At 55.0% G+C, this 23164-nt stretch carries 23 protein-coding genes; 14 read left to right on the top strand and 9 right to left on the bottom strand.

What is annotated here, in order from left to right; translation table 11 throughout:
• The first annotated feature begins 21 nt into the window (after nucleotides 1–21).
• The 10 genes from nusA to mtr all read left to right on the top strand — a co-directional run bounded on the left by nusA (nucleotide 22) and on the right by mtr (nucleotide 13050).
• Nucleotides 22–1524 carry a transcription termination factor NusA gene (nusA, locus tag NA389_RS16500; protein ID WP_001031038.1) on the top strand — a complete coding sequence of 501 codons (1503 nt, stop codon included), beginning with the start codon at nucleotides 22–24 and terminating at the stop codon, nucleotides 1522–1524.
• Nucleotides 1525–1548: 24 nt separating this feature from the next.
• Nucleotides 1549–4227, top strand: coding sequence for a translation initiation factor IF-2 (gene infB, locus NA389_RS16495; protein ID WP_000133064.1), 2679 nt, complete (start codon nucleotides 1549–1551; stop codon nucleotides 4225–4227).
• A gap of 220 nt (nucleotides 4228–4447) precedes the next feature.
• Nucleotides 4448–4849, top strand: coding sequence for a 30S ribosome-binding factor RbfA (rbfA, locus tag NA389_RS16490; protein ID WP_001040208.1), 402 nt, complete (start codon nucleotides 4448–4450; stop codon nucleotides 4847–4849).
• A complete protein-coding gene (gene truB / locus NA389_RS16485) occupies nucleotides 4849–5793 on the top strand; it encodes a tRNA pseudouridine(55) synthase TruB (RefSeq protein ID WP_001528113.1) in 945 nt (314 codons plus the stop codon). The genes rbfA and truB overlap by 1 nt, the downstream gene beginning before the upstream one ends.
• A gap of 150 nt (nucleotides 5794–5943) precedes the next feature.
• Nucleotides 5944–6213, top strand: coding sequence for a 30S ribosomal protein S15 (gene rpsO, locus NA389_RS16480; protein WP_000059465.1), 270 nt, complete (start codon nucleotides 5944–5946; stop codon nucleotides 6211–6213).
• A 241-nt stretch (nucleotides 6214–6454) separates the two neighbouring features.
• Nucleotides 6455–8590, top strand: a complete 2136-nt coding sequence (pnp, locus tag NA389_RS16475; RefSeq protein WP_001670767.1) for a polyribonucleotide nucleotidyltransferase — start codon at nucleotides 6455–6457, stop codon at nucleotides 8588–8590.
• Nucleotides 8591–8699: 109 nt separating this feature from the next.
• Nucleotides 8700–9584 (top strand): lipoprotein NlpI, encoded by an 885-nt coding sequence (gene nlpI / locus NA389_RS16470; protein WP_000802069.1) that lies wholly within the window; start codon nucleotides 8700–8702, stop codon nucleotides 9582–9584.
• 105 nt (nucleotides 9585–9689) lie between these two features.
• Nucleotides 9690–9770 carry a protein YrbN gene (yrbN, locus tag NA389_RS16465; protein ID WP_010723222.1) on the top strand — a complete coding sequence of 27 codons (81 nt, stop codon included), beginning with the start codon at nucleotides 9690–9692 and terminating at the stop codon, nucleotides 9768–9770.
• Nucleotides 9763–11652: an ATP-dependent RNA helicase DeaD gene (gene deaD / locus NA389_RS16460; RefSeq protein WP_000807248.1), complete on the top strand. Its 1890-nt coding sequence runs from the start codon at nucleotides 9763–9765 to the stop codon at nucleotides 11650–11652. Before yrbN ends, deaD begins: the two co-directional genes overlap by 8 nt.
• Before the next feature lie 153 nt (nucleotides 11653–11805).
• Nucleotides 11806–13050, top strand: a complete 1245-nt coding sequence (mtr, locus tag NA389_RS16455; RefSeq protein WP_000224373.1) for a tryptophan permease — start codon at nucleotides 11806–11808, stop codon at nucleotides 13048–13050.
• A gap of 90 nt (nucleotides 13051–13140) precedes the next feature.
• Here the strand turns inward: mtr and NA389_RS16450 are convergent, their stop codons facing one another.
• From NA389_RS16450 to ubiU, 3 genes are all read right to left on the bottom strand, one after another.
• Complete coding sequence (locus NA389_RS16450) at nucleotides 13141–14148, bottom strand: luciferase-like monooxygenase (RefSeq protein WP_000130432.1); 1008 nt, start codon at nucleotides 14146–14148, stop codon at nucleotides 13141–13143.
• A gap of 176 nt (nucleotides 14149–14324) precedes the next feature.
• Entirely contained in the window at nucleotides 14325–15203 is an 879-nt protein-coding gene (locus tag NA389_RS16445) for a U32 family peptidase (protein WP_000877716.1), read from the bottom strand.
• Between the two features lie 8 nt (nucleotides 15204–15211).
• On the bottom strand, nucleotides 15212–16207 hold the full coding sequence (gene ubiU / locus NA389_RS16440; RefSeq protein WP_000421309.1) for a ubiquinone anaerobic biosynthesis protein UbiU: 996 nt from the start codon (nucleotides 16205–16207) through the stop codon (nucleotides 15212–15214).
• A gap of 216 nt (nucleotides 16208–16423) precedes the next feature.
• On the opposite strand from ubiU, the gene ubiT reads away from it, so the two are divergent.
• Nucleotides 16424–16948, top strand: a complete 525-nt coding sequence (ubiT, locus tag NA389_RS16435) for a ubiquinone anaerobic biosynthesis accessory factor UbiT (RefSeq protein WP_000884721.1) — start codon at nucleotides 16424–16426, stop codon at nucleotides 16946–16948.
• Nucleotides 16942–17445, top strand: coding sequence for a GNAT family N-acetyltransferase (locus tag NA389_RS16430; RefSeq protein ID WP_000908562.1), 504 nt, complete (start codon nucleotides 16942–16944; stop codon nucleotides 17443–17445). The genes ubiT and NA389_RS16430 overlap by 7 nt, the downstream gene beginning before the upstream one ends.
• Here the strand turns inward: NA389_RS16430 and NA389_RS16425 are convergent.
• Nucleotides 17432–17749 (bottom strand): GIY-YIG nuclease family protein, encoded by a 318-nt coding sequence (locus tag NA389_RS16425; RefSeq protein ID WP_000928379.1) that lies wholly within the window; start codon nucleotides 17747–17749, stop codon nucleotides 17432–17434. The genes NA389_RS16430 and NA389_RS16425 overlap by 14 nt on opposite strands.
• A 37-nt stretch (nucleotides 17750–17786) precedes the next feature.
• On the opposite strand from NA389_RS16425, the gene NA389_RS16420 reads away from it, so the two are divergent.
• Complete coding sequence (locus NA389_RS16420) at nucleotides 17787–18230, top strand: YhbP family protein (RefSeq protein WP_000380407.1); 444 nt, start codon at nucleotides 17787–17789, stop codon at nucleotides 18228–18230.
• On the opposite strand, the gene yhbO is transcribed toward NA389_RS16420, so the two are convergent.
• Complete coding sequence (gene yhbO / locus NA389_RS16415) at nucleotides 18210–18728, bottom strand: protein/nucleic acid deglycase (RefSeq protein WP_000037599.1); 519 nt, start codon at nucleotides 18726–18728, stop codon at nucleotides 18210–18212. The two genes, NA389_RS16420 and yhbO, sit on opposite strands and share 21 nt — an antisense overlap.
• Nucleotides 18729–18858: 130 nt before the next feature.
• Here yhbO and NA389_RS16410 point away from each other — a divergent pair, with 130 nt between their 5' ends.
• Nucleotides 18859–19494 carry an NAD(P)H-binding protein gene (locus NA389_RS16410; protein WP_001532495.1) on the top strand — a complete coding sequence of 212 codons (636 nt, stop codon included), beginning with the start codon at nucleotides 18859–18861 and terminating at the stop codon, nucleotides 19492–19494.
• Nucleotides 19495–19560: 66 nt separating this feature from the next.
• On the opposite strand, the gene dolP is transcribed toward NA389_RS16410, so the two are convergent.
• Genes dolP through NA389_RS16390 form a run of 4 tightly spaced genes read right to left on the bottom strand, consistent with a single transcriptional unit; the run spans nucleotide 19561 to nucleotide 23153 of the window.
• Nucleotides 19561–20136: a division/outer membrane stress-associated lipid-binding lipoprotein gene (gene dolP, locus NA389_RS16405; protein ID WP_000643280.1), complete on the bottom strand. Its 576-nt coding sequence runs from the start codon at nucleotides 20134–20136 to the stop codon at nucleotides 19561–19563.
• A gap of 9 nt (nucleotides 20137–20145) precedes the next feature.
• Nucleotides 20146–20736 (bottom strand): DnaA initiator-associating protein DiaA, encoded by a 591-nt coding sequence (gene diaA / locus NA389_RS16400; RefSeq protein ID WP_000893481.1) that lies wholly within the window; start codon nucleotides 20734–20736, stop codon nucleotides 20146–20148.
• A 21-nt stretch (nucleotides 20737–20757) separates the two neighbouring features.
• Complete coding sequence (locus tag NA389_RS16395) at nucleotides 20758–21153, bottom strand: YraN family protein (protein ID WP_000057285.1); 396 nt, start codon at nucleotides 21151–21153, stop codon at nucleotides 20758–20760.
• Complete coding sequence (locus NA389_RS16390; protein ID WP_000249222.1) at nucleotides 21111–23153, bottom strand: penicillin-binding protein activator; 2043 nt, start codon at nucleotides 23151–23153, stop codon at nucleotides 21111–21113. Before NA389_RS16390 ends, NA389_RS16395 begins: the two co-directional genes overlap by 43 nt.
• Nucleotides 23154–23164 lie beyond the last annotated feature (11 nt).

Below are 23164 nucleotides of genomic sequence, written 5' to 3'. Positions count from 1 at the left end.
GGATGAGGTGAAAAGCCCGCGATGAACAAAGAAATTTTGGCTGTTGTTGAAGCCGTCTCCAACGAAAAAGCGCTGCCACGCGAAAAAATTTTTGAAGCGCTGGAAAGTGCGCTGGCGACAGCAACAAAGAAAAAATATGAGCAGGAGATCGATGTTCGTGTAGAAATCGATCGTAAAAGCGGTGATTTTGATACTTTCCGCCGTTGGTTGATCGTTGAAGAAGTGACCATGCCGACGAAGGAAATTACGCTGGAAGCGGCGCGCTTTGAAGACGAAAGTCTGAATGTCGGCGACTATGTTGAAGATCAGATTGAATCTGTCACCTTTGACCGTATCACCACGCAGACTGCGAAACAGGTTATCGTGCAGAAAGTGCGTGAAGCCGAACGGGCGATGGTTGTCGATCAGTTCCGCGACCAGGAAGGCGAAATCGTCACTGGCGTGGTGAAGAAAGTGAACCGCGACAATATCTCTCTGGAAATTAAATCCGAAGGGATGGCCGGTAACGCTGAAGCGGTGATTCTGCGTGAAGATATGCTGCCGCGCGAAAACTTCCGCCCTGGCGACCGTATTCGCGGCGTGCTGTATGCTGTTCGCCCGGAAGCGCGTGGCGCGCAGCTGTTCGTCACCCGTTCCAAGCCGGAAATGCTGATCGAACTGTTCCGCATCGAAGTGCCGGAAATCGGCGAAGAAGTGATTGAAATTAAAGCGGCGGCTCGCGATCCGGGTTCTCGTGCGAAAATCGCAGTGAAAACTAACGATAAACGTATCGATCCGGTCGGCGCTTGCGTGGGGATGCGTGGCGCGCGCGTTCAGGCGGTCTCTACCGAACTGGGCGGTGAGCGTATCGATATCGTGCTGTGGGATGATAACCCGGCGCAGTTCGTCATTAATGCGATGGCGCCGGCAGACGTCGCGTCTATCGTGGTGGACGAAGATAAACATACCATGGATATCGCCGTTGAAGCCGGTAATCTGGCGCAGGCGATCGGACGTAATGGTCAGAACGTCCGCCTGGCTTCGCAATTGAGCGGCTGGGAACTCAACGTAATGACCGTTGATGACTTGCAGGCTAAACATCAGGCTGAAGCACATGCCGCTATCGAGATCTTTACTAAATATCTTGATATTGATGAAGAGTTCGCGACCGTTCTGGTAGAAGAAGGTTTCTCCACGCTCGAAGAACTGGCCTATGTGCCAATGAAAGAACTGCTGGAAATTGACGGCCTTGATGAGCCGACCGTTGAAGCACTGCGCGAGCGTGCTAAAAACGCACTGGCCACTCTGGCGCAGGACCAGGAAGCAAGCCTCGGTGATAACAAACCGGCTGACGATCTGCTGAATCTGGAAGGATTAGATCGCGATATGGCTTTCAAACTGGCGGCTCGTGGTGTTTGTACGCTGGAAGATCTCGCCGACCAGGGCATTGATGATCTGGCTGATATCGAAGGGTTGACCGACGAAAAAGCCGGTGAGCTGATTATGGCTGCCCGTAATATTTGCTGGTTCGGCGACGAAGCGTAATAAACTGTAGCAGGAAGGAACAGCATGACAGATGTAACCCTAAAAGCGCTGGCCGCAGAGAGACAGGTTTCCGTGGATCGCCTGGTACAGCAGTTTGCTGATGCAGGTATCCGGAAATCTGCTGACGACTCTGTGTCCGCACAAGAAAAACAGACTTTACTGGCGCACCTGAACCGCGAAGCGGTTTCTGGTCCCGATAAACTGACGCTGCAGCGTAAGACGCGCAGTACCCTGAATATTCCAGGTACCGGTGGAAAAAGTAAATCGGTACAAATCGAAGTCCGCAAGAAGCGCACCTTTGTGAAACGCGATCCGCAAGAGGCTGAACGCCTGGCCGCGGAAGAGCAGGCGCAGCGTGAAGCGGAAGAGCAAGCCCGTCGTGAGGCAGAAGAACAGGCCAAACGCGAGGCGCAACAAAAAGCTGAACGCGAGGCCGCAGAACAAGCTAAGCGTGAAGCCGCTGAAAAAGCGAAACGTGAAGCTGCGGAAAAAGACAAAGTGAGCAATCAACAGACTGACGATATGACCAAAACCGCCCAGGCCGAAAAAGCCCGCCGTGAGAATGAAGCTGCAGAGCTGAAGCGTAAAGCGGAAGAAGAAGCACGTCGCAAACTCGAAGAAGAAGCGCGTCGTGTAGCAGAAGAAGCTCGCCGCATGGCGGAAGAAAACAAATGGACCGCAACGCCTGAGCCAGTAGAAGACACCAGTGACTATCATGTCACCACTTCTCAGCACGCGCGCCAGGCCGAAGACGAAAACGATCGTGAAGTTGAAGGCGGTCGTGGTCGTGGCCGTAATGCAAAAGCGGCGCGTCCGGCGAAAAAAGGCAAACATGCCGAATCCAAAGCCGATCGCGAAGAAGCGCGTGCTGCGGTTCGCGGCGGTAAAGGCGGCAAGCGTAAAGGGTCTTCTTTACAGCAAGGCTTCCAGAAGCCCGCTCAGGCCGTTAACCGCGACGTGGTGATCGGTGAAACCATCACCGTTGGCGAACTGGCGAACAAGATGGCGGTGAAAGGTTCTCAGGTCATCAAAGCGATGATGAAGCTGGGCGCCATGGCCACCATCAACCAGGTCATCGATCAGGAAACCGCACAGCTGGTTGCCGAAGAGATGGGCCACAAAGTTATCCTGCGTCGTGAAAACGAACTGGAAGAAGCGGTAATGAGCGACCGTGATACCGGCGCTGCGGCTGAACCGCGCGCACCGGTTGTGACCATCATGGGTCACGTTGACCACGGTAAAACCTCTCTGCTGGACTACATTCGTTCCACGAAAGTAGCCTCTGGCGAAGCGGGCGGCATTACCCAGCACATCGGTGCTTACCACGTTGAAACTGACAACGGGATGATCACCTTCCTGGACACCCCGGGCCACGCCGCATTTACTTCTATGCGTGCTCGCGGTGCCCAGGCAACGGATATCGTGGTTCTGGTGGTAGCGGCAGACGACGGCGTGATGCCGCAGACTATCGAAGCTATCCAGCACGCGAAAGCGGCAGGTGTGCCGGTCGTGGTTGCGGTGAACAAAATCGATAAGCCGGAAGCGGATCCGGATCGCGTTAAGAACGAACTGTCCCAGTACGGCATTCTGCCGGAAGAGTGGGGCGGCGAGAGCCAGTTCGTTCACGTGTCTGCGAAAGCGGGTACCGGTATTGACGAACTGCTTGATGCTATCCTGCTGCAGGCCGAAGTTCTGGAACTGAAAGCGGTACGCAAAGGTATGGCGAGCGGCGCGGTGATCGAATCCTTCCTGGATAAAGGTCGTGGTCCGGTGGCTACCGTTCTGGTACGCGAAGGTACGCTGCATAAGGGCGATATCGTGCTGTGTGGCTTCGAATACGGCCGCGTGCGTGCGATGCGTAACGAACTGGGTCAGGAAGTGCTGGAAGCGGGTCCGTCCATTCCGGTGGAAATCCTCGGCCTGTCCGGCGTTCCGGCTGCCGGTGACGAAGTGACCGTCGTTCGCGACGAGAAGAAAGCGCGTGAAGTGGCTCTGTATCGTCAGGGTAAATTCCGTGAAGTTAAACTGGCTCGTCAGCAGAAATCTAAACTCGAGAACATGTTCGCCAACATGACCGAAGGCGAAGTTCACGAAGTGAACATCGTGCTGAAGGCTGACGTACAGGGTTCTGTGGAAGCGATTTCCGACTCTTTGCTGAAACTGTCTACCGACGAAGTGAAAGTGAAGATCATCGGTTCTGGCGTAGGTGGTATCACCGAAACCGACGCGACCCTGGCTGCGGCGTCCAACGCCATTCTGGTGGGCTTCAACGTTCGTGCGGATGCCTCTGCGCGTAAAGTGATCGAATCTGAGAGCCTGGATCTGCGTTACTACTCCGTCATCTATAACCTGATCGACGAAGTGAAAGCGGCGATGAGCGGCATGCTGTCTCCGGAACTGAAACAGCAGATCATCGGTCTGGCTGAAGTACGCGATGTGTTCAAATCGCCGAAATTCGGCGCGATCGCGGGCTGTATGGTTACCGAAGGTACGATTAAACGCCATAACCCAATCCGCGTTCTGCGTGACAACGTGGTTATCTATGAAGGCGAGCTGGAATCCCTGCGCCGCTTCAAAGATGACGTTAACGAAGTCCGTAACGGCATGGAATGTGGTATCGGCGTGAAGAACTACAACGACGTTCGCGTTGGCGATATGATTGAAGTATTCGAGATTATCGAGATCCAACGTACTATCGCTTAATCTTCGTCGTCTTTTGGGCCGCAACGGCGTTGGCTGCGCTCGCTCACCCCGGTCACATAGTTATCTATGCTCCCGGGGATTTACGAGCTTGCCGCCTTGTTGCAATCCAAAATCCTTAGAAGATGATTAGGCGTAGGCCGGGTAAGCGAAGCGCCACCCGGCAAGAAATTTAAAAAGGGGCTTATGGCCCCTTTTTTGTCTTTATTCTGGAGAATTTATTATGGCGAAAGAATTTGGTCGCCCTCAGCGCGTAGCGCAAGAGATGCAGAAAGAGATCGCGCTCATCCTGCAACGCGAAATCAAAGATCCACGTGTAGGTATGATGACCACCGTATCGGGTGTTGAAATGTCCCGCGATCTGGCATACGCCAAAGTATTCGTGACGTTCCTCAACGATCAGGACGAAGCGGCTGTGAAAAACGGCATTAAGGCCCTGCAGGAAGCGTCTGGTTTCATCCGCAGCTTGCTGGGTAAAGCGATGCGTCTGCGCATCGTACCGGAACTGACCTTCTTCTACGACAACTCGCTGGTGGAAGGGATGCGTATGTCCAACCTGGTGACTAACGTGGTGAAACATGACGAAGAACGTCGTGTGAACCCGGACGACAGCAAGGAGGACTGATGAGTCGTCCTCGTCGTCGTGGCCGCGACATTCACGGCGTGCTGCTGCTGGATAAGCCGCAGGGTATGTCCAGCAATGACGTGCTGCAGAAAGTTAAGCGCATCTACAATGCCAACCGCGCCGGGCATACCGGCGCGCTGGACCCGCTGGCGACCGGCATGTTGCCGATTTGCCTCGGCGAAGCGACAAAATTTTCGCAGTACCTGCTGGATTCTGACAAACGCTATCGTGTTATTGCCCGTCTGGGGCAGCGCACGGATACCTCTGACGCCGATGGTCAAATCGTGCAGGAGCGTCCGGTGACTTTCAGCGCTGAGCAGCTTGCGAGCGCGCTGGAGACCTTTCGTGGGGATATCGAACAGATTCCCTCGATGTATTCGGCGCTGAAGTATCAGGGCAAGAAGCTGTACGAATATGCCCGCCAGGGTATCGAAGTGCCGCGCGAAGCCCGCCCGATTACCGTCTATGAGCTGCTGTTTATTCGCCATGAAGGTAACGAGCTGGAGCTGGAAGTTCATTGCTCCAAAGGCACCTATATTCGTACCATTATTGATGATTTAGGTGAGAAACTGGGCTGTGGCGCGCACGTAACGTACCTGCGTCGTCTGACGGTCAGCAAGTATCCGATTGAGCGAATGGTGACGCTGGAGCATTTGCAGACGCTGGTAGCACAGGCGGAACAGCAGGGCGTTCCGGCGGCGCAGTTGCTCGATCCATTATTGATGCCAATGGACAGTCCAGCTTCGGACTATCCGGTTGTTAATCTACCGTTAACATCTTCGGTATACTTCAAGAATGGCAACCCGGTTCGTACCACGGGCGCGCCGTTGAAGGGACTGGTTCGTGTGACGGAAGGTGAAGACGGTAAATTTATCGGTATGGGCGAAATTGACGACGAAGGCCGTGTCGCGCCTCGTCGGCTGGTAGTAGAGTACCCAGCGTAATGTCGCTTCGTCTTGCGATAAGAGAGCGCTGCGAGTAGAATACCGCCGCTTAACGTCGCGTAAATTATTTAACAGTTTACGCGGCGTACACTGGGATCGCTGAATTAGAGATCGGCGTCCTCTCATTCTTAAATACTTTGGAGTTTTAAAATGTCTCTAAGTACTGAAGCTACAGCTAAAATCGTTTCTGAGTTCGGTCGTGACGCAAACGACACCGGTTCTACCGATGTTCAGGTTGCTCTGTTGACTGCACAGATTAACCACCTGCAGGGTCACTTTGCAGAGCATAAAAAAGATCACCACAGCCGTCGTGGTCTGCTGCGTATGGTTTCTCAGCGTCGTAAACTGCTCGACTACCTGAAACGTAAAGATGTTGCACGCTACACCGCGCTGATTGAGCGTCTGGGTCTGCGTCGCTAATTCTTTCGAGTTTCAGAAAGAGGGGGCCTTCATGGCCCCTTTTTTCCAGCAGATGGCAGCAATTCGCTGGAAACTAATGTATTGTTGCTATGAATGATCTTCCGTTGCAGAGGTTCGCGCGGCTAATGAGAGGCTTTACCCATATCAGGGTTAGGGTTGTCATTAGTCGCGAGGATGCGCAGAAGATCGGGTATTAACGACGGCGCGTATTATGCCGTCAAAAATTGGAAAGGATATTATTTTGCTTAATCCGATCGTTCGTAAATTCCAGTACGGTCAGCATACCGTTACGCTGGAAACTGGCATGATGGCGCGTCAGGCCACTGCCGCTGTTATGGTAAGCATGGATGACACCGCCGTATTCGTTACCGTTGTCGGCCAGAAAAAAGCCAAACCAGGCCAGGACTTCTTCCCACTGACCGTTAACTATCAGGAGCGTACCTACGCTGCTGGTCGTATCCCGGGCAGCTTCTTCCGTCGTGAAGGCCGTCCAAGCGAAGGCGAAACCCTGATCGCGCGTCTGATTGACCGCCCGGTTCGTCCGCTGTTCCCGGAAGGCTTCGTTAACGAAGTGCAGGTTATCGCGACCGTCGTTTCCGTTAACCCGCAGGTTAACCCAGACATCGTTGCCATGATCGGCGCATCCGCTGCGCTGTCCCTGTCCGGCATTCCGTTCAACGGCCCAATCGGCGCGGCGCGCGTAGGTTATATCAATGACCAGTACGTGCTGAACCCGACCCAGGACGAGCTGAAAGAAAGCAAGCTGGACCTGGTGGTTGCCGGTACCGAAGCGGCTGTGCTGATGGTGGAATCCGAAGCTGAACTGCTGAGCGAAGACACTATGCTGGGCGCGGTGGTATTCGGTCACGAGCAGCAGCAGGTTGTTATCCAGGCGATCAACGATCTGGTGAAAGAAGCCGGTAAACCACGTTGGGACTGGCAGCCGGAAGCCGTCAACGACGCGTTGAACGCGCGTGTTGCTGCGCTGGCTGAATCTCGTCTGAGCGACGCGTACCGCATCACCGATAAACAAGAACGCTATGCTCAGGTTGACGTAATCAAATCCGAAACCATCGAGCAGCTTATTGCAGAAGATGAAACTCTGGATGCTAACGAGCTGGGCGAAATCCTGCACGCTATTGAGAAAAACGTGGTGCGTAGCCGCGTACTGGCAGGCGAGCCGCGTATTGATGGCCGTGAAAAAGACATGATCCGTGGTCTGGACGTGCGCACTGGCGTGCTGCCGCGTACTCACGGTTCCGCTCTGTTTACCCGTGGTGAAACGCAGGCGCTGGTTACCGCGACTCTGGGTACTGCTCGTGACGCGCAGGTGCTTGATGAACTGATGGGCGAGCGCACTGATAGCTTCCTGTTCCACTACAACTTCCCTCCGTACTCCGTAGGCGAAACCGGCATGGTCGGTTCTCCGAAGCGTCGTGAAATTGGTCACGGTCGTCTGGCGAAGCGCGGCGTGCTGGCAGTGATGCCGGACATGGATAAATTCCCGTACACCGTTCGCGTGGTGTCTGAAATCACCGAATCCAACGGTTCTTCCTCTATGGCTTCCGTGTGCGGCGCTTCTCTGGCGCTGATGGACGCTGGCGTGCCAATTAAAGCCGCCGTAGCAGGTATCGCTATGGGTCTGGTGAAAGAAGGCGACAACTACGTTGTACTGTCTGACATTCTGGGCGACGAAGATCACCTGGGCGATATGGACTTCAAAGTGGCGGGTTCCCGCGACGGTATCTCTGCGCTGCAGATGGATATCAAAATTGAAGGTATCACCAAAGAGATCATGCAGGTTGCGTTGAACCAGGCTAAAGGTGCGCGTCTGCACATCCTGGGCGTGATGGAACAGGCGATCAACGCGCCGCGCGGCGATATCTCTGAATTTGCGCCGCGTATCCATACCATCAAGATCAGCACGGACAAGATCAAAGACGTGATCGGTAAAGGCGGTTCTGTGATCCGCGCGCTGACTGAAGAGACCGGCACCACCATCGAAATCGAAGATGACGGTACTGTGAAGATCGCGGCGACCGACGGCGAAAAAGCGAAATACGCTATCCGTCGTATCGAAGAGATTACCGCAGAGATCGAAGTCGGCCGTATCTACAATGGTAAAGTGACCCGTATCGTTGACTTTGGCGCGTTTGTTGCCATCGGCGGCGGTAAAGAAGGTCTGGTTCACATCTCTCAAATCGCGGATAAGCGTGTAGAGAAAGTGACCGACTATCTGCAGATGGGTCAGGAAGTCCCGGTTAAGGTTCTGGAAGTTGACCGCCAGGGCCGTGTACGTCTGAGCATTAAAGAAGCAACCGAGCAGTCTCAACCTGCGGCTGCGCCGGAAGCTCCGGCGAGCGAACAGGCCGAGTAAGGTAGCCTTTTGCCCTCCGCACTGCGGAGGGCTTTAGACCTGGCTGGACGCCTTGTTGAGCCACCGGGGAACAGGACGTTCATTCAATCGTTGTCTTCGGGAGTGGGAAATGAAGCCTTTTTTGCGCTGGTGTTTCGTTGCGACAGCACTTACGCTTGCAGGATGCAGTAATTCCGCCTGGCGTAAAAGTGAAGTCCTCGCAGTACCATTGCAACCGACTTTACAGCAGGAAGTGATTCTGGCGCGTATGGAACAGATTCTTGCCAGTCGGGCTTTAACCGATGACGAACGCGCACAGCTTTTATATGAGCGCGGAGTGTTGTATGATAGTCTTGGTTTGAGGGCATTAGCGCGAAATGATTTTTCACAAGCGCTGGCAATCAGACCGGATATGCCTGAAGTATTCAATTACTTAGGCATTTATTTAACGCAGGCAGGCAATTTTGATGCTGCCTATGAAGCGTTTGATTCTGTACTAGAGCTTGATCCAACTTACAACTACGCGCACTTAAACCGCGGTATCGCATTGTATTACGGCGGCCGTGATAAGTTAGCGCAAGATGATCTGCTGGCGTTTTATCAAGACGATCCCAATGATCCTTACCGCAGCCTGTGGCTGTATCTTGTTGAGCAGAAGCTTAATGAGAAGCAGGCGAAAGAAGCGTTAAAAGCACGCTTCGAAAAATCGGATAAAGAGCAATGGGGATGGAACATTGTCGAGTTCTACCTGGGCGACATTAGCGAAGCAACGCTGATGGAAAGGCTCAAGGCGGACGCAACGGATAACACCTCGCTCGCTGAGCATCTCAGTGAAACCAACTTCTATTTAGGTAAGTATTACCTAAGTCTGGGGGATTTGGACAGCGCCACGGCTCTGTTCAAACTGGCGGTGGCCAACAACGTTCATAACTTTGTTGAGCACCGATACGCATTGTTGGAATTATCGCTCCTGGGCCAGGACCAAGATGACCTGGCAGAATCGGACCAGCAATAGCTGACGAACATATCAGCCCGTAATCTTTTTGATTGCCATCACCTTCGCGGGTGAGGGCGTTGTTGTTCGTTAATACACCTACTTTGAGCCGGTTCACACTTTTCAATGAAAATTGCAGATCAATTTCATGATGAGTTATGTAGACTGGCCGCCATTAATTTTGAGGCACACGTACTACATGGCTGAATTCGAAACCACTTTTGCAGATCTGGGGCTGAAGGCTCCTATCCTTGAAGCCCTTACCGATCTGGGTTACGAAAAACCATCTCCAATCCAGGCAGAGTGCATTCCGCATCTGCTGGGCGGTCGCGACGTGCTGGGCATGGCCCAGACCGGTAGCGGCAAAACCGCAGCGTTCTCTTTACCGCTGCTCAACAATCTTGATCCTGAGCTGAAGGCACCTCAGATTCTGGTGCTGGCGCCAACCCGCGAACTGGCGGTACAGGTGGCCGAAGCCATGACGGATTTCTCTAAACACATGCGCGGCGTAAACGTGGTTGCCCTGTACGGCGGTCAGCGTTATGACGTGCAGTTACGCGCCCTGCGTCAGGGGCCGCAGATCGTTGTCGGTACGCCGGGACGTCTGCTTGATCACTTAAAACGCGGCACCCTCGACCTCTCTAAACTGAGTGGTCTGGTGCTGGATGAAGCCGACGAAATGCTGCGTATGGGCTTCATCGAAGACGTTGAAACTATTATGGCGCAGATCCCGGAAGGTCATCAGACCGCTCTGTTCTCCGCCACCATGCCGGAAGCGATTCGTCGCATTACCCGCCGCTTTATGAAAGAGCCGCAGGAAGTGCGCATTCAGTCCAGCGTGACTACCCGTCCTGACATCAGCCAGAGCTACTGGACTGTCTGGGGTATGCGTAAAAACGAAGCGCTGGTGCGTTTCCTGGAAGCGGAAGACTTTGATGCGGCGATTATCTTCGTGCGTACCAAAAACGCGACCCTGGAAGTAGCAGAAGCGCTGGAACGTAGCGGCTACAACAGCGCCGCGTTGAATGGCGATATGAACCAGGCGCTGCGTGAGCAGACTCTGGAACGCCTGAAAGATGGTCGTCTGGACATCCTGATCGCTACCGACGTTGCGGCACGTGGTCTGGACGTTGAACGTATCAGCCTGGTGGTGAACTACGATATCCCGATGGATTCCGAGTCCTACGTTCACCGTATCGGTCGTACCGGCCGTGCGGGTCGCGCCGGTCGCGCGCTGCTGTTCGTTGAGAACCGCGAGCGTCGTCTGCTGCGCAACATCGAACGCACCATGAAGCTGACCATTCCGGAAGTGGAACTGCCGAACGCAGAACTGCTGGGCAAACGCCGTCTGGAAAAATTCGCCGCGAAAGTTCAGCAGCAACTGGAAAGCAGCGATCTGGATCAGTACCGTGCGCTGCTGGCGAAAATCCAGCCGTCTGCTGAAGGCGAAGAGCTGGATCTCGAAACGCTGGCCGCCGCACTGCTGAAAATGGCGCAGGGCGAGCGTCCGCTGATCCTGCCGCCGGATGCGCCGATGCGTCCTAAGCGTGAATTCCGTGACCGTGACGACCGTGGTCCGCGCGATCGTAATGACCGTGGCCCGCGTGGCGACCGTGAAGAACGTCCGCGTCGTGAACGTCGTGACGTTGGCGATATGCAGTTATACCGCATTGAAGTGGGCCGTGATGACGGCGTTGAAGTTCGTCATATCGTGGGCGCTATCGCTAACGAAGGCGACATCAGCAGCCGTTACATTGGTAACATTAAGCTGTTCGCGTCTCACTCCACCATCGAGCTGCCGAAAGGTATGCCGGGCGAAGTGCTCCAGCACTTCACGCGTACCCGCATTCTGAACAAGCCGATGAATATGCAGCTGTTGGGTGATGCTGTTCCGCACGCGGGTGGCGAACGTCGCGGCGGTGGTCGTAGCTTCAGTGGCGAACGTCGTGAAGGCGGTCGTAATTTCAGCGGAGAACGTCGTGAAGGTGGTCGTGGCGATGGTCGTCGCTTCAGCGGCGAACGTCGTGAAAGCCGTGGTCCGCGTCGTGATGACTCTACCGGTCGCCGTCGTTTCGGCGGTGATGCGTAACTCGCGCTGACCTGCGCATTCACAGCGTAAAGTAAAATATACAGCCCCGATCGTCACAATCGGGGCTTTTTTTATTTCTTTTGTACTCGTGTACTGGTACAGTGCAACGTATTGAGAGATAGTCACATTATAAATGACTGGAGAGAGAGCTGAATGGCAACACTTACCACCACCCAAACGTCACCTTCGCTGCTTGGCGGCGTGGTGATTATCGGCGGCACCATCATTGGCGCGGGGATGTTCTCCCTGCCGGTGGTCATGTCCGGGGCGTGGTTCTTCTGGTCGATGGCGGCGCTGGTCTTTACCTGGTTTTGTATGCTGCACTCCGGGCTGATGATCCTCGAAGCCAACCTTAACTACCGCATTGGTTCGAGTTTCGACACCATCACCAAAGATCTGTTGGGGAAAGGCTGGAACATTGTCAACGGCATCTCTATTGCCTTTGTGCTCTACATCCTGACTTACGCCTATATCTCGGCGAGCGGCTCAATTCTGCATCATACCTTTGCTGAGATGTCGCTGAACGTTCCGGCGCGAGCGGCAGGTTTTGCCTTTGCGCTGCTGGTGGCGTTTGTCGTGTGGCTGAGTACGAAGGCGGTCAGTCGGATGACGGCGATTGTGCTGGGCGCGAAAGTGATTACTTTCTTCCTGACCTTCGGCAGCCTGTTAGGACACGTTCAGCCTGCCACGTTGTTTAACGTGGCTGAAAGCCACGCGTCATATACGCCGTACCTGCTGATGACGCTGCCATTTTGTCTGGCCTCTTTTGGTTATCACGGTAACGTACCGAGCCTGATGAAATATTACGGCAAAGATCCGCGCACCATCGTGAAATGCCTGATTTATGGAACGTTACTGGCGCTGGCGCTCTATTCCGTCTGGCTGCTGGGGACGATGGGCAACATCCCGCGTCCAGAATTTATCGGCATTGCACAGAAAGGCGGCAATATTGATGTGCTGGTACAGGCGTTGAGCGGCGTGCTGAACAGCCGCAGCCTGGATCTGCTGCTGGTGGTGTTCTCTAACTTTGCGGTCGCCAGTTCCTTCCTTGGCGTGACGCTGGGGCTGTTTGACTATCTGGCGGATCTGTTTGGCTTTGATGACTCGGCAATGGGGCGTTTTAAAACGGCGCTACTGACGTTTGTGCCGCCAATTGTCGGTGGCCTGCTGTGGCCGAACGGTTTTCTGTACGCCATTGGCTATGCAGGTTTAGCTGCAACTATCTGGGCGGCCATTGTGCCTGCGCTGTTGGCGCGCAAATCTCGCGAACGTTTCGGCAGCCCAAAATTTCGCGTCTGGGGCGGTAAACCGATGATTGCCCTGATTCTGGTCTTCGGTGTCGGCAACGCGGTTATCCATATTCTGTCGAGCTTTAATTTGCTGCCGGTGTACCAGTAACGTTATTGTGCCGGATGGCGGTTGCACCTTATCCGGCCTACTTGATGCTGTAGGCCCGGTAAGCGAAGCGCCACCGGGCAAAACAATGCGCTACCCCAACAATTCCTGCTTCACATCCATCGCTAAATCAAACGAATGCAGGCGTGCCTGGTGGTCGAAAATCTGCCCGTTTACCATAATTTCATCCGCCTGGGTCTCCCGCAGGATGGATTCCAGCCCGTGGCGGACTTTCGCCTTATCACCGACCAGCGACATACTCAGCGCCTGTTGCACGCCATACTGCTCGGATGGCGACCAGAAGGTCTCCATATTCTCAATCGGTGGCGGCAGTTGGCCGGTTTCCCCACGGCGTAGCTTCACAAAAGCCTGCTGCATAGAGGTAAACAGGAATTCGGCGTCGCGGTTGCTGTCGGCGGCGATAATATTGATACACACCATCGCGTACGGTTTTTCCAGCCGCGCTGAAGGTTTGAACTGGGTACGGTACAGATGCAGCGCCTGGAACAACATATCCGGCGCGAAATGCGAAGCAAAGGCGAACGGCAGGCCAAGCTGGGCCGCCAACTGTGCGCTATACAGGCTGGAGCCCAACAGCCAGACCGGGATCTTCTCGCCGTAGCCGGGCACCGGGCGCACATGCGGATTAGGGTCGCGAGCGTCGAACCAGTCCACCAGCTCTGCGACATCGCGTGGAAAGTTATCGATATCGCCGCTCATATGGCGACGCAGCGCGCGCATCGTCGGCTGATCGCTACCCGGCGCGCGTCCCAACCCTAAGTCGATACGTCCCGGGTAGAGCGTATTCAGCGTGCCGAACTGCTCGGCAATCACCAGCGGTGAATGGTTAGGCAGCATCACGCCGCCGGAGCCAAGATGTAATGTTGTGGTATTGGCCGCCAGATAACCAATCAATACCGAGGTCGCCGCGCTGGCGATACCGGTCATGTTGTGATGTTCCGCCAGCCAGTAGCGGTGATAGCCGCGCTTTTCAGCCAGCCGTGCGAGATCAAGCGAGTGCGTGAAGGCTTCTTTTGCCGAAGATCCTTCAGGGATCGGTGCCAGATCCAGCACCGAGAACGGAATAGTTTTGTCAGTCATAACGGCTCACTTTGTTACCGGTTAATCTTTTAATACTGCATTAAAGATTAGCGAATGTTGTTAACAAAGTGAGCTTTATGAGACTGACGGCAAAACAATGTCCGATAGCGCTGCGCTTATCGGGCCTACGGGAGCGCTATTTGTAGGCCCGATAAGGTCTTTATGCCGCCATCCGGCTAGGCCTGTAGCTCCAGCCCGGCCAGCCGCTTCCAGTAGCCGTTGCAGTCACTATGGGAGGCAAGCGGTAATGGCGCACCGCCGTTTTCGTTAGCGCGAAAGGCATCAAGCATGGCAAATGTCTCCGTACCCAACGGCGACAGCCGCACGATATCGACCAATCCCTGCATCGACGTCAGTTCGTTGCCAAGGTTATAGACATAGCCGCTCATGGTCTGAATACCGTTAAGCACAAACACCTGCTGATTCTCTTGCGAGAGCACGTCACGACCGTTTGGATACTTGATACAGCAGGTTTCGCACTCATCTTTCGGGCGGTCTTCCGAACGGGCGGTAAAGCAGCGAGCGGAGTAGGCCAGCGGCAGATGCCCGTAGCTCAACACTTCCACTTCAAACTGATTGCGGATGCCCAGTTCATCGCACTGATTAAGCAAATTCACCAGCCAGTCGCGGGACAGCTCCACCGGCATACACCAGCGTACCATGCCTTCTTTCAGCAACCGGCGCAGCGTGACCGCGTTGTAGCAATTCAGCGCATGGCCGGCGACAAACGGCAGTTTGCGCTCGGCGCACAGATTCACCACGCCAAGATCGCTGGCTTCCAGCAGAAAATCGCCGTTGTCCACATAGCGTTTCAGCTCGCTTAATTCAGATGACGCCTGTACCAGCGCCAGGGTGGAGAGCGCCACCTGCTTACCGCTGGCGGCGAGGGATTTCGCCATTTCCAGCCAGTCGCCGACTTTGGTCGCGCGACGCTTGCTGCACACCGCTTCACCCAGATAAATGACATCAGCGCTGCTTTTTGCGGCCTGCTGATAAAAATCTTCCAGCGTCTCTTTCGGCCAGTAATAAAGCACCGGTCCTAAGGAATATTTCATAGCTCCTCTCACTGCCATTTACGGTGATATGCGCCAAGCGTGGTTTGAGTGCCTTCGGACATCGCGCCGAGCGTCTCCATCCAGTCGCGCTGTGGAACGAAGTTTTGCGGGGCGGCTTTGCAGCGATCGATCGCCTGGCGCCACACTTTCGCCACCTGGCTGACATAGGCCGGGCTGCGCTGGCGACCTTCGATCTTCACCGAAGCGATGTTCGCCGCCATGAGCTCCGGCAGCAGTTCCAGCGTGTTCAGGCTGGTTGGCTCCTCCAGCGCGTGATAGCGCTCGCCGTCCACTAAATAGCGGCCTTTACACAGCGTTGGGTAGCCCGCGTTTTCGCCATCCTGGTAACGGTCAATCAGGACATCATTCAGGCGCGATTCCAGCCCCTGCGGCGTTTGCTGCCAACGGACAAAGCGGGCGGGCGAGCAGGCGCCGACGGTATTGGGCGACTCCCCCGTCAGGTAAGAAGAAAGATAGCAGCGACCTTCCGCCATAATGCACAGGCTGCCAAACGCGAATACCTCCAGCGGCACCGGCGTGACGCGGGCCAGTTGTTTTACCTGGTGAATCGACAGTACACGCGGCAGTACTACGCGGTGGACATCAAAGTTGCGGTGATAAAAGCGAATCGCCTCTTCGTTGGTTGCCGAGGCCTGAACGGAAACATGGCGCTCAATATGCGGGTAACGCTCTGCGGCATATTCCAGCATAGCGAGGTCGGCGAGAATCAACGCGTCGGCGCCAAGCTGCGCCGCCATATCCACGGCGCGCTGCCAGCGGGCATAGCCGTCCGGATGCGCAAAAGTATTAATGGCGATGTGTAATTTGCGGCGATGCTGGTGAACAAAACTCACCGCTTCCTGCAATTTTTTTTCGGTAAAGTTAAGGCCGGCAAAATGACGGGCATTGGTATCGTCTTTTAACCCGATATAAACGGCGTCAGCGCCGTTTTCGATGGCCGCCTTCAGCGCCGGGAGATTTCCGGCAGGGCAGAGCAGCTCCATAATTTATCCTGAGGGTTACGTCTGAGACGCAAAATTGTTAACGAACAGGGATTTTAGTTAACCTTGCTGCGACAATTTTTGATTTAAGGCAGTTAAAGGCGTATTGGTAACACCAATAATGGGGTAGAAAATCAGACCCAATTGTTGATTTACGCCGCCATGTGATTTATTGGATATGGCAAAATAACAGGACTATTGAAACAGGGAGTAAAGCTCGTGTTAGATAAACTGCGTTCACGCTTAGTCCATGCTGGCCCGTCTCTGATGAGTGTACCGGTTAAACTGACGCCCTTTGCGCTAAAGCGCCAGGTTCTGGAACAGGTTCTGAGCTGGCAGTTTCGTCAGGCGCTGGCCGATGGAGAGCTGGAATTCCTCGAAGGTCGTTGGTTAAGCATTCATGTTCGTGACATCGACTTAAAATGGTATACCACGGTTGAAAATGAAAAGCTGATCGTTAGCCAGCAGGCGGATGCTGACGTCAGTTTTAGCGCCGACGCCAGCGATCTGCTAATGATAGCTGCCCGTAAACAGGATCCGGATACGCTCTTTTTCCAGCGTCGACTGGTCATTGAAGGCGATACTGAGTTAGGGTTGTATGTGAAGAATCTGATGGACGCCATCGAACTGGAGCAGATGCCGAAAGCGTTACGCGTTATGCTGCTGCAACTGGCGGATTTTGTTGAGGCGGGTATGAAAAACTCGCCGGAAACCAAACAGACCTCGGTAGGTGAACCATGCTAATTCGAGTAGAAATCCCCATTGATGCGCCTGGTATTGATGCGCTGTTACGCCGTTCATTCGAAAGCGATGCGGAAGCGAAGCTGGTTCACGATTTGCGTGAAGATGGTTTTCTGACGCTTGGACTGGTGGCCACGGATGATGAAGGTCAGGTGGTGGGCTATGTCGCCTTTAGCCCGGTTGATGTGCAGGGCGAAGATTTACAGTGGGTCGGCATGGCGCCGCTGGCGGTCGATGAAAAGTATCGCGGGCAAGGGCTGGCGCGCCAGTTAGTGTATGAAGGGCTGGATTCGCTCAACGAGTTCGGCTACGCGGCGGTCGTGACGTTGGGCGACCCGGCGTTATATAGCCGCTTCGGTTTTGAACTGGCCGCACATTACGATCTTCACTGCCGTTGGCCCGGTACGGAAAGCGCTTTCCAGGTACACCGTTTGGCTGAGGATGCGCTGGAAGGTGTGACGGGGCTGGTGGAGTATCACGACCACTTCAATCGTTTTTAAGCACCGGCGTTTGCAGGCTGGACAGCAGCGCCTCAAACGCTTCGCGTTCCGTCACAAGGCGCTCCTTCTGGCGCTTTGTGAGCTGTTTGATGCGATACTCTATGCGCAGGGCCAGCGAGCGATCGCCGACCTGCGCCGCAAACGCCAGCGTTAACTCGCCTTTTCCCCGTAATGCTTTTGCGCCTTTTCCCGTTTGATGCTGCCTGTAACGACGCGCCACATCGGTGGTTATTCCGGTGTAAAGCGCATTGTCTGCGGTACGAATCAGATACAGATACCAGGGTGTCATTGTCGCCATCAGCATGATAATTTTCAGATTCCCAGTATAAGCGAGAATAAAGATGGACACACTTACCGCTATTGGCCGTTGGCTGGCGAAACAACACGTGGTGACCTGGTGCGTACACCATGAGGGAGAGCTGTGGTGCGCCAATGCGTTTTATTTGTTCGATGCGCAAAACGTCGCGCTGTATCTGTTAACGGATGATAAAACCCGCCATGCGCAAATGTCCGGCGCGTGCGCGCCAGTTGCGGGAACGGTCAATGGTCAGCCGAAAACGGTGACGCGCATTCGCGGCGTACAGTTTAAAGGGGTAATTCGCCGTCTGGAGGGGCAGGAGAGCGACGCCGCGCGTAAAGCTTACCTTCGTCGCTTCCCGGTCGCCAGGGTGCTGCCAGCGCCGGTATGGGAAATCCGGCTGGATGAGATTAAATTCACCGACAACACGCTGGGGTTTGGTAAAAAACTGCACTGGTTACGCGACTCACGCGCCCAGCAGGCGTAGCGCCTCGCGGTTAAATGCCGGCAGGTCGTCAGGCGTGCGGCTGGTCACCAGCTGATCTTTATCGACGACGACTTCCTGATCGTAAAATTCCGCGCCCGCATTCTTCACATCGATAATAATCGGTTTCACCGCCGTGAGTTTGCGGCCACGAATGACATCGGCGCTGATCAACAACTGCGGGCCGTGGCAAATGGCAAAAACCGGTTTACCGCTGTTAACGAAATCGCGGGTAAAATCCACGAAACGGCTGTCGCCGCGCAGGTAGTCCGGCGAATGACCTCCCGGCAATAGCAAGGCGTCGAACTCGTCGGGACGAACGTCATCAATAGCCTTATCAATGGTGACGCTGGCCTCGCCTTTTTTTCCTTTCACCGTTTTACCCGCCTCTTTTTCGATGGTGATGACCTCATGGCCGGCCTGACGGAATTCTGCTGCCGGCGAGGTAAATTCTGAATCTTCAAATTCATCGGTAATCAAAACGGCAATTTTCTTACTCATGCGTTTCCTCCGCAGTGGTGGCGTCGGGTAAGGCAAATTTTCCACAATGATGGATACTTACCTCGTAGACTATTAAGCCTGGTCGATAGGGCCGAGAGTGCAAGGTGGACAAATCTGTAAAGGAGCGAGGATGAGTCAGGTACTGATTACCGGCGCGACCGGACTGGTCGGCGGACATCTGCTGAGAATGTTAATCAACACGCCGCAGGTGAGCGCTATCGCCGCGCCGACGCGTCGTCCGCTGACGGATATTGTCGGCGTTTATAACCCTCACGATCCGCAGCTTACCGATGCGTTAGCTCAGGTGACCGACCCGGTGGATATTGTTTTTTGCTGCCTGGGCACGACCCGGCGTGAAGCGGGAAGTAAAGCGGCGTTTATTCATGCGGATTATACGCTGGTGGTTGATACCGCGCTGACCGGGCGTCGACTGGGCGCGCAGCACATGGTGGTGGTCAGCGCAATGGGAGCAAACGCGCACTCTCCGTTTTTTTACAATCGGGTGAAAGGAGAAATGGAGGAGGCGTTAATCGCGCAAAATTGGCCTCGTTTGACGATTGCCCGGCCTTCTATGCTGCTCGGCGACAGAACAACGCGGCGGGTGAATGAAACGCTTTTCGCTCCGCTATTCCGGCTGCTGCCCGGAAACTGGAAATCGATTGATGCGCGGGATGTGGCGCGGGCCATGCTGGCGGAAGCGCTGGCGCCAGCACAAGAAGGCGTGACGATTCTGACCTCATCGCAACTGCGGGAAAAAGCGGGGTAGCGAAGCCGGATGATTTACCGGATGGCGACGCGGTTTACACATTTTTATCGCCACCCGGCACACCGGTTACTTAATATACGTAAAGGCGGTGGTCACGCGTTTCACGCCGCTCACCCGGCTGGCGATGTCCGCTGCCGCTTTACCTTCACGTTCAGTCACCAGGCCCAGCAGGAACACTTCGCCATTTTCGGTGGTGACTTTCACATTTGACGATTTTACCTGATCGCTGGTCAGTAGCTGTGAGCGAACTTTCGTGGTGATCCAGGTATCGTTAGAGGCGGTCCCCAGGCCGATAGGCTGACCCTGGCGAATCTCGTTATAGACCTCGGTGGTGCCTTCAACGCCCATCGCTATCTGTTTAGCGCGTGCGGAGAGTTCGCTGTTTGGCGACTGGCCCACTAACAAAACTTTGCCCTGATAAGCCGTGACATTGATGCGCGTCTCTTTTTTGATTTGCTCATCTTTCGACAGCGCGCTGCTGACACGCAGTTCCAGCGTTCCGTCATCCACCTGGGTGCCCACGCTACGCGGGTCGGTTGCGGCTTTGGTGCCGACGGCTGCCGTACCCACTACCGCGGCGGCGACGCAACCTTGCAATAGCAACGCAGAAATAAGGACTGCGAGCGGCGAAAATGCCTTCATGTGAACTCCTTAATCATCCTGGTGAGGAAAAAGCGTGTTATCGATCAAATCGCACAGGCAGTTTACCGTCAGCATATGCATTTCCTGAATGCGCGCGCTGTGGTGTGAAGGGATACGAATTTCGACATCCTGCGGCCCTAATAGTCCGGCCAGCTCGCCCCCGTCATACCCGGTTAGCGCCACAATGGTCATGTCACGTGTGACAGCTGCTTCAACGGCTTTTACGATATCGCGACTATTACCACGCGTAGAGATCGCCAATAAAACATCGCCTGCATGTCCCAGCGCCCGGACTTGTTTTGCATAAACTTCATCGTGCAGGCGATCGTTAGCGATCGCAGTTAAGACCACATTATCGGTATTTAGTGCAATGGCGGGTAAACTGGGTCGTTCCGTTTCAAAGCGGTTAATCATGCTGGCAGCAAAATGCTGTGCGTTGGCCGCGGACGTCCCGTTTCCACAACAGAGGATTTTGTTGCCGTTAAGCAGGGAATGAACCAGCGTCATGGCGGCGCGGGAAATGGCATCCGGAAGCGCTTCCGCCGCAGCAATTTGAGTTTGAATGCTTTCTGTAAAGCAAACTTTGATTCTTTCGAGCACGCTAATCCTTAAAATCTTCAATTATGAGTGGTCGTTAAACGCATCCCGAAACCACTCAATCTCATTTCCGGTGAAGGCTAACACATCGAACCGACAATCCACAGTATCAAAACTCCCATTCTGGCGGGCGAGCCACAAGCGGGCAGTATGTAATAATTTGTGTTGCTTGCTGCGGGTCACACTGGCCGCCGCGCCGCCATAAAGCCCGGAGCGCCGATAGCGGACCTCAACAAAAACCGTCGTTTTTCCGTCACGCATGATCAGATCGATTTCGCCGCCGCGCTCGCGCACGTTGGCGGCGATAAACCGCAGTCCTTTGCTTTCCAGCCAGCGACGCGCGGCAGCTTCCCACGCGTCGCCAGCCTGTTTACGCGTTAGCTGGCGGGAACAATCTCCCCTTGCTGGTATTTGAGCCATGATAACTTCCTGTTAATCACACAATCCGGGCTGGCAGTTAATGCGCCGGTATTACCATTGATCTCAAACCCCTGCACCTGACGCATCTGCGAAAAGTGGTTCGCCAGCGTCCAGGCATCCACGCCCATGGCGTACATCCGCGCCAGAGAATAGTCGTTATGTACAGCGCTCAGCGCCTGCTGCATCAACGGCATATTGCCGCCTGCCAGCATAGGAATTTCACTGTATTGTAAACCTTCCATCTCCAGACGGAAGTCGGGGCCGGAGGTGCCTTGCGCGCTACGGGAGCTGGCATACAGCGTCGCGCCGCTCTGGGTGCCGTTACGCATGGCGATCATCGGTTTGATAAAGCCAATCTCTTCCGGCGTAGCCAGAATATAGACCGCGTCTACGCGTCCGCCGCCGGTGATTTGCGCGTCGGTCGGCGGCGCAGGGATGGTCAGACCGCCAATGGTGACGCCAGGCTGCGCAGGCACGCTGGCGGCGACCGGACTGCCCGTCAACGCGATACCCGCGCCGCCGTTCACGCCCATTTTCAGCTCGGCTACGGAGCCGAATTTTTGCTGTAACACGATGCCGCCGCCCAGTTTTTGCCACTCCTGGGTGAAGGCGTTCGCCACGCGATCGCCAAGCGCGCTGCGTGGGATCAACAGCAGCGGCGACTGCTTGCCCTGGTCATAAATATGATGCGCCGCGTCACGGGCTTCATCTTCAGGAGAGAGCGCGAAATAGCAGATATTAGGGAAGCTACGTACAGTTTCCGGCTGGTTGAGCGCCAGCACGTTGAGCGGCGTGTTGCTTTTCATCAGCGCTTCCACATTGTTTTTCAACAGCGGCCCGACCACGATACTGGCGCCGTCTTGCTGAACCTGAGCGAGCACCTGATCCAACGGCTGGGAAGAGGTATCGTAGATTTTTAATTCAGCGGAGGGATCCGCCGGCGCGCTTGCTGTAGCAGGGGGAGTTTGTGGCGCGCTGACTGGCGTAGCGGACTGGGATGGAGCGTCATCAGTCAGATCGCTCACCGAGGCCTGCGACGGACTGGCGACGCCGTTGGTCATTTGTGGCTGCGTCTCCTCCACGCCAGGTTCTACTGGCGCATCAGGCGCGGCGGCAGGCTGCATCTCTACCGCCTGGGTGCCGAGGTTTTTCGCGGCTTCGAAACCTTGCTGGATGGTACGGCCAAACACGGCAGCCTGACCGTTCAGCGGCAGCAGCAGAGCGATTTTGCTGGTGGAAGCTGGTTTAAAACGTTGCACATTGACGAGCTGCGTCGGCAGCATTTTCGCCCCCGGATTTTGCGGGTAGCGTTTTCGCCAGTCGGCGATCCCGGCTTTCAGCATGTCCGGATCGTTGCGGTTGTCAAACCAGACGCGTTGCAGATCCAGCCAGCCCTGAAGCACATTTTCATCGGCGTTGATAACCAGCGTCCTGGCCTGATCCGGCGTCATGGCGGAGAGCGCCTGCCAGGTGGCGTCGATATTTTTTTGTTTCTCTTTCGCCGCCAGTAGCGGTTCCTGGGCGATTAACGCCCGCAATAGGGTAAGCGACGGGCGTCCCTGGCTGGCAACGATCTGCGCCTGCCAGTAACGCGCTTGCTGATGTGGCGCAAAGTCGGCGGGTTTTAGTTTATCCAGCAAGGCCTGCGCGCCTGCGACATCTTTTTGCGCCAGTTTGATTTCTACCGCTAATAAAGACTGTTCGCGACGCTGGGCATCATTCAGATTTTGCGGGAGTTGGTTGAACAGGTCGACGGCCTGCTGGCTTTTTCCTTCTTTCAGCAGTGCATGAATGGCGAGTAATTGCCAGTTGGTCTTGCTATCATCTGCGCTTTGCTGCATCTGATGCAGGTAAAAGGCGGAGTCAGCTTGCGCTGAACCCTGCATATAGGCTGCGCTTTGATCTGGCGCCTGGGTGCCGCACCCGGCGAAAAGTAGCGCAGCCAGGACGACAGGCAGCGCGCGCGCGGCGTTCAAACGAGAAAATGTTGAGGGTACCATACTGTATCCAG

It is taken from the genome of Salmonella sp. NW645 (assembly GCF_051703725.1).
Classification (GTDB): Bacteria; Pseudomonadota; Gammaproteobacteria; order Enterobacterales; family Enterobacteriaceae; genus Salmonella; species Salmonella enterica.
Note: the sequence above shows the minus strand (reverse complement) of the source record. Positions and strands in the feature narration are given on the sequence as shown.

What these genes read in the sequence shown, in the direction of transcription:
- rpsO (WP_000059465.1), top strand. Translation starts at nt 5,944, where the DNA reads ATGTCTCTAAGTACTGAAGCTACAGCTAAAATCGTTTCTGAGTTCGGT.
- NA389_RS16425 (WP_000928379.1), bottom strand. Translation starts at nt 17,749, where the DNA reads ATGCTGATGGCGACAATGACACCCTGGTATCTGTATCTGATTCGTACC.
- mtr (WP_000224373.1), top strand. Translation starts at nt 11,806, where the DNA reads ATGGCAACACTTACCACCACCCAAACGTCACCTTCGCTGCTTGGCGGC.
- NA389_RS16395 (WP_000057285.1), bottom strand. Translation starts at nt 21,153, where the DNA reads ATGGCTCAAATACCAGCAAGGGGAGATTGTTCCCGCCAGCTAACGCGT.
- truB (WP_001528113.1), top strand. Translation starts at nt 4,849, where the DNA reads ATGAGTCGTCCTCGTCGTCGTGGCCGCGACATTCACGGCGTGCTGCTG.
- yhbO (WP_000037599.1), bottom strand. Translation starts at nt 18,728, where the DNA reads ATGAGTAAGAAAATTGCCGTTTTGATTACCGATGAATTTGAAGATTCA.
- NA389_RS16410 (WP_001532495.1), top strand. Translation starts at nt 18,859, where the DNA reads ATGAGTCAGGTACTGATTACCGGCGCGACCGGACTGGTCGGCGGACAT.
- NA389_RS16390 (WP_000249222.1), bottom strand. Translation starts at nt 23,153, where the DNA reads ATGGTACCCTCAACATTTTCTCGTTTGAACGCCGCGCGCGCGCTGCCT.
- deaD (WP_000807248.1), top strand. Translation starts at nt 9,763, where the DNA reads ATGGCTGAATTCGAAACCACTTTTGCAGATCTGGGGCTGAAGGCTCCT.
- nusA (WP_001031038.1), top strand. Translation starts at nt 22, where the DNA reads ATGAACAAAGAAATTTTGGCTGTTGTTGAAGCCGTCTCCAACGAAAAA.
- dolP (WP_000643280.1), bottom strand. Translation starts at nt 20,136, where the DNA reads ATGAAGGCATTTTCGCCGCTCGCAGTCCTTATTTCTGCGTTGCTATTG.
- NA389_RS16450 (WP_000130432.1), bottom strand. Translation starts at nt 14,148, where the DNA reads ATGACTGACAAAACTATTCCGTTCTCGGTGCTGGATCTGGCACCGATC.
- infB (WP_000133064.1), top strand. Translation starts at nt 1,549, where the DNA reads ATGACAGATGTAACCCTAAAAGCGCTGGCCGCAGAGAGACAGGTTTCC.
- NA389_RS16445 (WP_000877716.1), bottom strand. Translation starts at nt 15,203, where the DNA reads ATGAAATATTCCTTAGGACCGGTGCTTTATTACTGGCCGAAAGAGACG.
- yrbN (WP_010723222.1), top strand. Translation starts at nt 9,690, where the DNA reads ATGAAAATTGCAGATCAATTTCATGATGAGTTATGTAGACTGGCCGCC.
- NA389_RS16430 (WP_000908562.1), top strand. Translation starts at nt 16,942, where the DNA reads ATGCTAATTCGAGTAGAAATCCCCATTGATGCGCCTGGTATTGATGCG.
- rbfA (WP_001040208.1), top strand. Translation starts at nt 4,448, where the DNA reads ATGGCGAAAGAATTTGGTCGCCCTCAGCGCGTAGCGCAAGAGATGCAG.
- nlpI (WP_000802069.1), top strand. Translation starts at nt 8,700, where the DNA reads ATGAAGCCTTTTTTGCGCTGGTGTTTCGTTGCGACAGCACTTACGCTT.
- NA389_RS16420 (WP_000380407.1), top strand. Translation starts at nt 17,787, where the DNA reads ATGGACACACTTACCGCTATTGGCCGTTGGCTGGCGAAACAACACGTG.
- ubiU (WP_000421309.1), bottom strand. Translation starts at nt 16,207, where the DNA reads ATGGAGCTGCTCTGCCCTGCCGGAAATCTCCCGGCGCTGAAGGCGGCC.